Genomic DNA, 10141 nt, shown 5'->3' with positions numbered 1-10141 from the left:
TGACGCTCCGGGGCGGCCGATGGCCGTGCCGCCACTAACGAACGTCCGGTCATCGGCATGTCAGTGTGTTGGCGCAGCATGCGTGATCGATGCTGCGCAGTGTGCCGGGCCGGGGTGGCCATCGGCCCGCGCAACTATCGGGAAATTTATGAGAGGAACCGCGTCTCACTGACTTTGATCATCGCTTTATGCGCTGAGCGGTGCACCTGAATGCGCCGGGCCTCACGGCAGGTCGAGTTCGCCCCGGCTCACTCGGCCGGCCAGGTCGCGCCATGCTTCGCGGTCAATGAAGAACTTGGGCCCTTCGGGGTTCTTGGAATCGCGGATGCCGATCGCTCCGGCTACCTTGGCCAGTTCCACGCAGCCCTGGCTGCCCTGGCTGGCCGTCGATTTGCGCCAGTTCGGGGCGGAGCGGGTCGGGTCGGTCATTGCTACTCCTTCTCGAGGCCGCGCAGGAAGGACGTCGTCTCGCGGGGGTCGAGCGCGGAGGCCACCAGCAGGTTGAACTTAGTGGTCATACGGTTGACCTGGTGCGGTTGCTCCAGATACGCGTTGCCGGCCTGACTTTCGACGTAGACGACGTCCGGGTCCGTGGGCTCGGGGAAACCGAGTAGCGAGAACGGTCCGTCGAGCCCGACGTGTGCACCCTTACCGAAGGGTAGAACCTGCAAGGTGATGTTGGGAGCCTCGGCCGCCTCCAGTAGGCGGCGCACCTGCCCCCTCACCACCGGAGCCTCTCCGATCGGCCTCCGGAAGACGTTCTCGTCCATGATCACCCAGAGGGCGAAGGGCGGTTCCATTCGGTCGAGGATCTGCTGCCTGGCGAGCCGGAGCTCCAGCAGACGGTCGATCGTCTTCGGGGCCTCCCCGAAGAGGGTCGTCTGGAGGACCTCGCGGGCGTACTCGGGAGTCTGCAGCAGCCCGTGGACGAGCTGGTTGTCGAAGTGGCGCAGCTCGGCGGCCTCGCTCTCCAGGCCGATGTAGGAGCCGAACCGCGGCGGGAAGACGTCCTGGAACTCGTTGTACCACCCCGGCTGCGCCGCCTCCTTGGCCAGCTGGAGAAGGGTGTCCCTGGTCTGGACGTCCGCCGTGCCGAACAGCTCCAGCAGGTCTCGGATCTCCCTCTGCTTCGGTGGCTGCGCCTTGCCCGTCTCGATGCGGCTGATTCGTGAGGGCGAGCACTCGAGGTGCTCGGCGACCTGCTCGATGGTGTAGCCGGCATTCTCTCGCAGCTTGCGGAGTTCGGAGCCGAGACGGCGCATCCTGACCGTCGTCACGTGAGGCTGGGGCATGGATCCTCCTTTGCTTGCATGGCACAAGTTATCTGCTGCAAGTGCAGCCATGGGCGGGAACGGGGACTGGCAAGCACGTTGGAGATTTTCTTCGGAAGATATGCGGAGCAATGACCGCGAAGCGGATGCGCACACTTGTGCAGCACAGATTCGAGGTGCATGCTGGCGCTCGTGTCCGCCGCTGTGAAGAGTGGTGAGTTCGCACGAACCGATCGGCTTCGACGCGAGCCCACGGAGACGGACCGCGGACTAGGCGAAGCGACCCCGGACACGGTGCTGCAACACCGGCCGGGGTCTTGATCGGACGTGGAGGTCCGACCCATGCATGATCGTATGAATCCGCCACCCGTACTGGGGAGGCCGCCCGCTCCCGGACTCGTGTCCGTCCACGGCGGGAGCCGAGGGCGCGATCAAATGGACCCGGCCGTGACGTCGCCGGCGCCCTGGGCGTTGGTCGAGCCGGACCCGGCCCACGCCATCGATGAACTCAGGTTCCAGTTCCCCCGCGCAAGGTGCTGGTTCGGCGAGTACACCGGCAGTTACTGGGCTCTGACCTCCCAGAACGGCACCTGCCGCCTCCTTGAAGGAACGACGCCTGGCGCCCTGAGACGTCAACTTCAGTCCGTCGGCCGTTCCGCGCGGCGCCGGCCGCCTTCATCCGGTACGTCGTTCCAGCCGTCTGTGTCCGTGCCGCTCCCGCAGCCGGCCGCTCCGATCCCGTCCGTTCGCTGGCCTTTTCAGTGGCGCAGCAACAGCCGTGGCCGCCACTGCATGACCGAGGCATCTGACCGGGGCGGACGATGCTGACCGGCAGGCCTGCCGACATCCCGGCAGGTGGCGCCTGCGCCTTCAGGCTTCCCCGGGACCCCAGCGCCGCTTCTCGAGCCCGCTCCCTCATCGCCGCGACGATGCGCGAGCTCGGCTTCACCGTCGACCCGATCGACGACGCCAAGCTCGCGGTGTCCGAACTGGCCACGAACGCGCACACCCATGCGTCCTCGGCAGCGCGTCCCGAACTGTGGATCTGGGCGCGAACCCACCCCGGCCCGGAACTGGTCGTCTCCGTCTTCGATGCTCACCGCGACATCTGGCCGGTGGTCGGCGACGCGGACCTGCTCGACGAGCACGGCAAAGGCCTGTCGATCGTGGCGGCCCTTGCCGCTCACACCGGCTCGCACCTCACCAGATCACGCCTCACCACAACGATCGGCAAGTGCGTCTGGTTCACCCTCCCCCTGCCGACGCCATGGCCGGCGGCGGACCGCGTGATCGCCCCAGAGTTCGCCGCGGACCGCCTACAGGCCGTCTTGCGAGCACGTGGCGTCCTCACCACACGCCGCAGTACCAACGGTGGCACCTCGATCCTCACTCTCGGCGCCCTGACCATTGAGGCCGAGCCCAAGTCGTTCTCTTGGCGCGATGGCCAAGGCCGCTTCCGGCAGCCGTTGGTCGACCTTCAGGAGACGGCCGAGCGCATCGTCTCCGCCCACGAATCGCGCACCCGCTCAACCCCCTGACCTGATCAGAGCCATCCCGAACACGGGATCCAAAGCCCCGGGGGCGCGGTGGAACCTCCCGTCCGCCGCGTCCCCGGCCCGTGTCGCCATCCACTTCAGGACGCCTTGATGCACACCATTGCCGACCGCTACGTCCGCCTCCTCCAAGCCGTGGAGACCGTCGGGAAACTCACTCAGCAGGGCGACACCGAGGCCATCGAGCGCCTGCTCGCCCAACCGGTATCGGCTACCCGGTTCGATGCTCCGACCATTGAGGCCCTTCGCCACGCTCGCGACTCGATCCTCGCGATCAGACGGGCTCTCATCGCACTCCTCGAAACCGCGGCCGCGGACGGCCCGACGCCGAACCTGGCTATCACCCGCGAACCGTCGGACGAGCCCACCACACTCGGCCACGGCACCATCGACCGCGCCGAGGCTTGGCGTCGCGCCAACCTGCGCCTGCTTGACCACGGCGGCACCTCGATACTTCTCCACGTCGAAGAGTTCGCGGAGGGTTACCGAGCGATCCCGGTCCTAGTGGAGATCCCGGAAGCGCCCTCCACCCCCACCCTGGAAACACCCACCACTCTCGTCATCGACAAGACGACCGGCGCAGTCACCTACTGGCCCCAGCTATCCCTCGACGTCCTTGCTCGGCAATACCGCCGCTATCGCCGAGGAGAACCCATGACCTTCGGCGTCTTGCGCGCCTGAAACCTGCTTCACAAGAGAGCTTCTGGTCACTTGCTGCGTCGCCTTGGCGGCTCATCAGGGACAGCCCAGGAACTGACTATGACTCACCTAGGGGGACTGCTGCTCGTCGCTCCCAGCGATACAGGTGGCCGACGCGTTCTTGGGCGACCAGGTGCACCTCGCTCACGTGCAGCGGTGCCGGGTCCGGATGGAGGTCGAGGGCTCTGATCACGGGTGCCGCTGGTCCTTCGGTGTTGCTGTAGGCGACTGACATGTGCGGCGTCCAGTTCGGTTCGTCGGCCAACTGGTGAACGCGCACGGAGCTGGCGACGGCATCGCGGATCGCGGTGCGGACCGAGTCCAGAGCGCGCGGTGGCTCGATGCCGAGCATGATGGCCTCGCTGTGGAGCCACACCCGCGCCAGGCTGACGTCGACGGGCGACAGCGCCGCGAAGCGCTCGGCCACCCCGGCGGTCATCGCGTCGGCCTCGGCCGGAGTGATCTCGTCGTCGAACCCGACGATCTGGGTGGTCATGTGGAGCCACTCGGACGGGATGAGGTCCAGACCCTGCAAGCCGGCCAGTTTGTCCTGGCATCGTCGGGCGAGGTCGCGTGCCTCGGTCTGGTCGTCGGGAAGGATGTGCCAGACGAGCAGGCGGCGCCCGGGCCGCACACCGGGGCGCCACCACCAGTGGTCGGTCATGCGGGCGGGTAGCGGGCTCACGGGGCCTCCACAGCGGTCAGTGCTTTGTGCTCGAGCGATCCGGCTCGGAAGGCACGGATCTTCTCGCGCAGCTCGGCGGCGCACGGGTCACCTTTGTATCGGCTGTGGCCCAGGCGCCGCTCGATCTCGCCCATCCGGCCGATGATGGTCACGACCCGGTAGTCGGCGCCGAGGTCGAAGACCTCCTTCAGCTCTTCGGCCGCGCCGTCCGGGTCGCCTGTCATCACATGCGCGAGCGCTGCGCCGATCCGGACCTGTGCCCATGTCCCGTACACCCATTGGTCGCCGTCGGCCCACGCGTCATCGGCCTGGGCGACCGAGCGCAGCATGTCTGCCGGGTCGCGGGCACCGAGCCCGACCTGGAGGGCGTAGGTGGCCTGGCGGGCGCGGGTGCAGCTCCAGGCGTCGGCTCTCTCGTCGGCTGCCGAGCAGGTGTCGCGCGCGTCCTCGGCCCGGCGCATCGCCTCATTCGCCGCGGCGATGTCACCGCGCGCCTGGAGGGCCGCCGCCTCCGACACTGCCAGCAGCACCCGTCCGCGACCGCCGGCGGGGGCCAGCTGGAAGCCTCGACCGGCCAGCTCCGCGGCGTCGGCGTAGCGTCCCTCCCAGCGGGCGGTCTTGGACTGCGCGCACAGCACCAGGGCGCGGGCGGTGTCGGAGTCGGCCTCCTGCGCGCACGTCCAAGCGCCGTACCCGTAGGCGTCGGCGAGCCGGTACCGACCGACATCCCCGGCGAGCAGGTTGATCAGCGCGAACAGCTCGGCGGAGATGCTCAGCAGATCGCGGGTCTGCGCGAGACGCTGACGGCCGCTTCGCAGGATCTCGGCGACACGGCTCTGCAGGGTCTGCGCTTCCTGCAGGACGGCGAGCGGGGGCTGACGGGGATAGTCGTGGGCCAGGCGGCGGGTGGCCGTCTCCAGGTAGTCGACCGCACCGTCGCCGACGTTGGTCTCCTCCAGCCAGGCGGCCAGCTCCAGGATGTCGTCGGCTGTGGAAGTCCGTTTCTCCGGTACCAGCTCGGTGAGGTCGCCGTCGGCGTCGAGTAGCTCGTCGAGCCGTTCGGCGATCTCACGGGTGGGTGTTCGCAGGTCTCGTGCGACGCGCGAGAGGTATCCGTCATTGCAGGGGACGAGGGCGGCAAGCTTGCGCTGGCTGATTCGCCGCTCGTCCATGAGCCGGCGCAGCTTCTGGCCGAAGGTTGTCATCGCCCACCCGTTTCGCCCCGGGGTGCCCTGCTGCCTCGCGCTGCCACCGCTGACGGGCAGCAGGCAGCGCCTTCCACCGTAACCGTCGATGCGTTGCGCTGTAGGGCGAAGGGTCTCGCAGACACAGAAGCGGCCCCGGCCGGCGGGCGAACGCCGGGACTCCGGGGCCTGACCGGAAAGCAGGTCCGGCTATGGGCAAGGTACTGCGTCCCGCGCCGCGGGAGGCGGCGAGCGCGGAAGACTTGGAGGCATTGGACGCGCTGCGCAAGGATTTCCCGGGCTGGTGGATCGGGCGATCGGAGAAGCAGATCGGCTGGCACGCCAAGCGCAAGCGCGGTGCGTTCTGGACCGGTGGCATCTGGGCTGTCGAGGCCGAGTCCGCTGAGTCGCTCCGGGAGCAGCTCCTGGAGGTACAGATCCTCGACGCCAAGTTCACGATGGGTGCGCGCTCATGACGGCCCTCACCGCCGAGAGGCGGCGCATCTACGAGTTCACGGTCGAGGAGCTTCCCGGTGGTGGGCTGCGCGCCGTCCACGACGCCGACCCCGCGCTCCTCGTCGAGGCGAAGGGCTGGGAGGCCCTCGACGTCGAATGCATGGCCGCACGGATCGTTCGGACCTGGAGGCTGGCCGACGAGCGGCGCGAGCGGAAGCGGCGGGAGTCGCAACTGTGACCGCCCCGGCCTGGACGGTGGACATCGAGGACTCCGCGGATCTGGAGGAGCGGCTCCGCGCCGAGTTCCCCGGCTGGCGCATCGCGCGTGCCGGGGGCAGTTGGTGGGCCTCGCGTCCGCCCCTGCTGAGCGAGACGGTTACCGCAGCCGACAGCGTCCAGGCGCCCAGCGCCGCCGAGCTCTACCTCGCGCTCGATCGGACACGCTCGTGATCGACAAGGTCATCGGCCTGCAACCTCGTCCCCATGGGTGTCCTCTGGGCTCTGGCGCAGGATCGCCGCATCGTCTCCCCTTTCGTCGGCAAGGGTGGCGACACCTGGCGCAACCGCACTGTGTCCGGGGGCGCGGTCACGCTCGACGTTCCGGACGGCGTGGCCGAGCGGGCGACGCCGATCAGGTCATCCGAGGAGCGTCGGGCTCGGGCTCGCTGCGGTGCTCGGGCAGCCTTCGCGAACGCAGAGTCTAGGGCGCTTCCCTCAATCTCCGTGGCTCCGGTCGGCAGGCGCGCGCCGGGGCCGCGGTATCAACCCATATTCGCGCCGGAGGTGCACATGACCGTCACTCTTGATCGGGCGGAAGCGACCGCCCGCGACCCCCGCGATCTGGTCACAGCCGAACTGTTCGACCAGATGGTGAACGACGTGGTGGCCTTCGACAAGGTCACTCGCCCCTACGCCGAGCGCGGTGTCGAGCAGTTCCTCGTCTTCATGAAGGCGTGGGGAGACACCATGACAGCGGTCGGCGGCGACGCCCGCGCTTGGGTGAAGTTCGCGCCCTCGCCCGCCGTCGACAAGATCTGGCACCGCTCGATGATGCGCACCCGCACCTTCGCGGCCGTGTGCGACATGGTCGCGGGCCGGTTCATGCATCACCTGCCGATCATGGACGAGGACATCCGGTCCGGGCAGGCGTCCGAGCGCGGCCTGGCGGCGATGCGCGCCACCGGTTACCGCGTCGATCTGGAATGGTGGATGGACGGCGAGTCCTGCTGCCCGGAGAACTGCGCGCAGCCGCCGATGAACGCCTGACACCACCACGGGGATTGATCCATGCGCAGCCACTGGTCCGACCTGCCGCCCGAGGTGCTCGGCGCGGTCACGGCGCGCACCGGCCCCATCCAGCGGGTCGAGCCCGCGCCCGCCGGCAACCACGCCGACATCGCCGCGACCATCCACACCGCGGACGGCCGGCTGTTCGTCAAGGCCGCACGCAAGACCGCGCCCGACACCGACGGCCCGGAAGTCCGGTCGCTGCGCTGGGAAGCCGCGATCAACCCCCACGTCACCGAGTACGCCCCCCGCCTCCACTGGACCGTGGAGGCGGGCGGGTGGCTCGTCCTGGCCTTCGAACACGTCCAAGCCCGGCACGCCGACTACGCCCCCGGCTCGCCGGACCTTGACGCCCTGGCGGAGGTCATCGACAGCCTGCAGGCGCACCCGCTGCCGGATGTGCTGGAGCCCAAGCGGGTCGAGCGCCGCTGGGAATCGATGGGCGACATGACCCCACTGGCCGGCGACACGCTCCTGCACGCCGACCTCAACCCCGCCAACGTCCTGCTCGGCGGCGACGACACCGCCTACGTGGTCGACTGGACGTTCGCTGGACGGGGCGCCGCGTTCCTGGAGATGGCGCTGCTCATCCCCTGGCTGCTGAAAGCCGGGCACACCCCGAACGAAGCGGAGCGTTGGGCCGCGCGGTTCCCAGCCTGGACGTCCGCCGGCCCCGCCGCCGTCGACCTGTTCGCTCGCGTCTTTGCCGACAAATGGCAGGCCAACCTCTCCACGAACACCGAGGCTTGGGCGCTCGAACACGCCGCAGCCGCGCGCCAATGGGCCGACTACCGGCTGCAGTGACCGCGCCCTCGTAGCCACCGTGACCCATGCCAACAATGCCCGGACACGGTAACCGTACGGCCACAGTGGAGGGCAGGGCATCTGGGATGATGATGCTCGAGGTGTCCCGTACCGGCTAGCTCTTGGACTCGGCGACACAGTTAGTCTCTCCGGCCCGTCGCGCCGATCTCATCGGCGGCGGCCTGAGGCTGGGAACTCCACGCGGGCTTATCCCGCTGCTTAGGCAACGGGCCGTGTGCCCTTCAGCCGTTGTCACCGTGCGGAGGGCGCGGGCCCGAGGCGGTGGTGCGCCCTGGTGAACTTGCCTTGACCTGCGCGGACTTCCAAAATAGTGCAGTGATCCCGATTTACACCACCGACGGTATCCCGACCGCGGATGCGCCGCCGATCGACCAGGCGTGGCCCGTGTGGGTCGACCATGACGAGATCGGTGCTGGGCTTGATCATCTGGCTCAACAAGCCGTGCACCGGGGAGCGCACGCCATCATCGCATTGAAGGTCAGGTACCTATTGGCTCGGCGGTAGGAATGTCCAGAACCTCGTTCCCCGGGCACGACATGTCTTGGTCGGCACTGCGGTTATCTTTAGACCACTGCCTCCAGGGGTCAACGATGAGCAAGCATCAGCGGCTTCCGAGGAGGTCCCAGCACAGTAGCGCGGTGCGGACTCATCCTGGTGATCGTTGCGCGATAATCGCGGCTGGATTTCGCGCTGCTTCAGGGAGTTGGGTGCTTTTGATTTCTTTCCCCTCCGCTGTTCGGTGACGAGCTTCGAAGTCCTGGATCTGAGTCGGTTAGGCAGTCTCCGATGGCGATTGGGAAGCCAGTAGCTGCGAGCGTGCTTTGAGTGGGCATGGCTTTGGTGGTCGCTCGGCGGATGATGAGGCGAGCTTCGTCGGTGTGCTCTGGGTTGTCGGCTGCGAGGGCTTGGACCGCACGTCCGAGGGTGGTGACGGTTTGGATCCCTTGGGCTTCGGTGGCTTTATAGAGCTCGAGTAGTCGGCGGGTTGATGCGGGGACGCGGGGGCTGAAGCTCGGGCGTTGTTGTTGCTGTTGGAGGACGCCCATCACCGCCACGTCGTTGATCGCGGTCTGGTGGTTGGCGGCGATGACGTTGCAGGCTTCGAGGGTTTTGAGGGCCGCGCTTGCGATGCGCGCGGCGTCGGCCGTGGTGGCGGCGAGTTCCTCAGGTGGTTTCAGCTGATAGGAGGCGCGTGGGCTTGGTGTCCACGCGGGGTCGGCGTGGATGATGCGGCCGAGACGGATGATGAGGTCGCTGGCGTCGGTGGCGAGGCCGGTGGCGGGATGGCCAAAATTGTCATAGGTGTCCCAGCGTCGCGTTATCGCTTTCCATCGTCCGCTGGTTCTCCTGATGGATTTGGTGACCTGCTTGAGGTGTGACACGTGGTCGTTCTCGTTCAGTTCCTCCATTCGACGAGTGAGGTGGAGGACCGTTTTGCTGTTGAGGTCGCAGGCGATGGCGGCTGCACGGGCGAGGTAGCGCCAGGTTGCGATCGAGCCGGGTGCGTTGGGGTTGTTCAGGCGTTGGATGCTCGCGCTGATTCCTGTGAGGGCTCGGGCGGGGTTTTCACCGACTGCCGGTGGGAGCCGTTCGGGAATGTGGCGGAGCGGGACGGGATTGATCGGTGGCCGTTCGTTCGTCCCGAAGACTCTGGTCAGGACGGCGGCGGTGAGGAGCGGCCGGGTGGCGGTGTTGGAGGGGGCGCCGGTGTGTCGCGCCAGGTGGCCGAGGGTGGCGGTGTGGGTGCTGAGTTGGTGCATCAGGGCGCGGGCGGTGTCGGTGGCGGCGATGGTGGGTGCGTCGGCCGAGGCCGGTTCGGTGAGGGTCGTCGGGGCGTGGGAGGCGAGCAGGTCCAAGCCGCAGCCGAGCGCGATGGAGACGCAGCGGATCTTTTCGGCGAGGACGGATTCGGATGCTTCGGTGGTGGGGCGGGGGCCGAGGAGTTGTTCGGCGTGGTTGATGAGTGTGGAGGCGCGGCGGGCGGCGTCCCGCACGCCGTGGTCTTGGGTGTGCGGGACGCCGAATCCGGTGGCGATCTGGTCGTGGTAGCGGACGAGGACGTGGGCGAGTTGTGAGAGCTCGGCTCGGATGGCGGGTTGAGCGGCTTGGTGGCCGATGTCCGGGGTGTGAATCGCGCGTTTGAGGTCGGTCAGGTGTTCGCCGGCGAGTGCGGTCATCTCT

At 68.0% G+C, this 10141-nt stretch carries 13 protein-coding genes; 8 read left to right on the top strand and 5 right to left on the bottom strand.

Features of this window, described 5'->3' with window-relative positions:
* Positions 1-222: 222 nt before the first annotated feature.
* Together AB0C78_RS17385 and AB0C78_RS17380 are read right to left on the bottom strand one after the other, a co-directional pair.
* On the bottom strand, positions 223-429 hold the full coding sequence (locus tag AB0C78_RS17385; protein ID WP_360748450.1) for a DUF397 domain-containing protein: 207 nt from the start codon (positions 427-429) through the stop codon (positions 223-225).
* A 2-nt stretch (positions 430-431) separates the two neighbouring features.
* Complete coding sequence (locus AB0C78_RS17380) at positions 432-1292, bottom strand: helix-turn-helix transcriptional regulator (RefSeq protein WP_360748447.1); 861 nt, start codon at positions 1290-1292, stop codon at positions 432-434.
* Positions 1293-2092: 800 nt separating this feature from the next.
* On the opposite strand from AB0C78_RS17380, the gene AB0C78_RS17375 reads away from it, so the two are divergent.
* Together AB0C78_RS17375 and AB0C78_RS17370 are read left to right on the top strand one after the other, a co-directional pair.
* Positions 2093-2809 carry an ATP-binding protein gene (locus tag AB0C78_RS17375; RefSeq protein WP_360748444.1) on the top strand — a complete coding sequence of 239 codons (717 nt, stop codon included), beginning with the start codon at positions 2093-2095 and terminating at the stop codon, positions 2807-2809.
* Positions 2810-2917: 108 nt separating this feature from the next.
* Complete coding sequence (locus tag AB0C78_RS17370; RefSeq protein WP_360748441.1) at positions 2918-3505, top strand: hypothetical protein; 588 nt, start codon at positions 2918-2920, stop codon at positions 3503-3505.
* 76 nt (positions 3506-3581) lie between these two features.
* Here AB0C78_RS17370 and AB0C78_RS17365 read toward each other — a convergent pair whose 3' ends face one another.
* Both AB0C78_RS17365 and AB0C78_RS17360 read right to left on the bottom strand, forming a co-directional pair.
* A complete protein-coding gene (locus AB0C78_RS17365) occupies positions 3582-4208 on the bottom strand; it encodes a 2'-5' RNA ligase family protein (RefSeq protein WP_360748438.1) in 627 nt (208 codons plus the stop codon).
* Complete coding sequence (locus AB0C78_RS17360; protein WP_360748435.1) at positions 4205-5413, bottom strand: helix-turn-helix transcriptional regulator; 1209 nt, start codon at positions 5411-5413, stop codon at positions 4205-4207. Before AB0C78_RS17360 ends, AB0C78_RS17365 begins: the two co-directional genes overlap by 4 nt.
* A gap of 191 nt (positions 5414-5604) precedes the next feature.
* Between AB0C78_RS17360 and AB0C78_RS17355 the strand changes: the two genes are divergently transcribed.
* The 6 genes from AB0C78_RS17355 to AB0C78_RS17330 all read left to right on the top strand — a co-directional run bounded on the left by AB0C78_RS17355 (position 5605) and on the right by AB0C78_RS17330 (position 8464).
* Positions 5605-5868, top strand: coding sequence for a hypothetical protein (locus tag AB0C78_RS17355; RefSeq protein WP_360748432.1), 264 nt, complete (start codon positions 5605-5607; stop codon positions 5866-5868).
* Positions 5865-6086, top strand: a complete 222-nt coding sequence (locus AB0C78_RS17350; RefSeq protein ID WP_360748429.1) for a hypothetical protein — start codon at positions 5865-5867, stop codon at positions 6084-6086. Before AB0C78_RS17355 ends, AB0C78_RS17350 begins: the two co-directional genes overlap by 4 nt.
* Positions 6083-6298, top strand: a complete 216-nt coding sequence (locus AB0C78_RS17345) for a hypothetical protein (protein WP_360748426.1) — start codon at positions 6083-6085, stop codon at positions 6296-6298. Before AB0C78_RS17350 ends, AB0C78_RS17345 begins: the two co-directional genes overlap by 4 nt.
* A 33-nt stretch (positions 6299-6331) precedes the next feature.
* Complete coding sequence (locus AB0C78_RS17340; protein ID WP_360748423.1) at positions 6332-7114, top strand: hypothetical protein; 783 nt, start codon at positions 6332-6334, stop codon at positions 7112-7114.
* Positions 7115-7135: 21 nt separating this feature from the next.
* On the top strand, positions 7136-7939 hold the full coding sequence (locus AB0C78_RS17335) for a hypothetical protein (RefSeq protein ID WP_360748421.1): 804 nt from the start codon (positions 7136-7138) through the stop codon (positions 7937-7939).
* A 336-nt stretch (positions 7940-8275) separates the two neighbouring features.
* Positions 8276-8464 carry a hypothetical protein gene (locus AB0C78_RS17330; RefSeq protein ID WP_360748418.1) on the top strand — a complete coding sequence of 63 codons (189 nt, stop codon included), beginning with the start codon at positions 8276-8278 and terminating at the stop codon, positions 8462-8464.
* A gap of 191 nt (positions 8465-8655) precedes the next feature.
* Here the strand turns inward: AB0C78_RS17330 and AB0C78_RS17325 are convergent, their stop codons facing one another.
* Positions 8656-10137 (bottom strand): hypothetical protein, encoded by a 1482-nt coding sequence (locus tag AB0C78_RS17325; protein ID WP_360748415.1) that lies wholly within the window; start codon positions 10135-10137, stop codon positions 8656-8658.
* Positions 10138-10141: the final 4 nt, after the last annotated feature.

This window comes from Actinomadura sp. NPDC048394 (assembly GCF_040651755.1).
Classification (GTDB): Bacteria; Actinomycetota; Actinomycetes; order Streptosporangiales; family Streptosporangiaceae; genus Spirillospora; species Spirillospora montaniterrae.
Note: the sequence above shows the minus strand (reverse complement) of the source record. Positions and strands in the feature narration are given on the sequence as shown.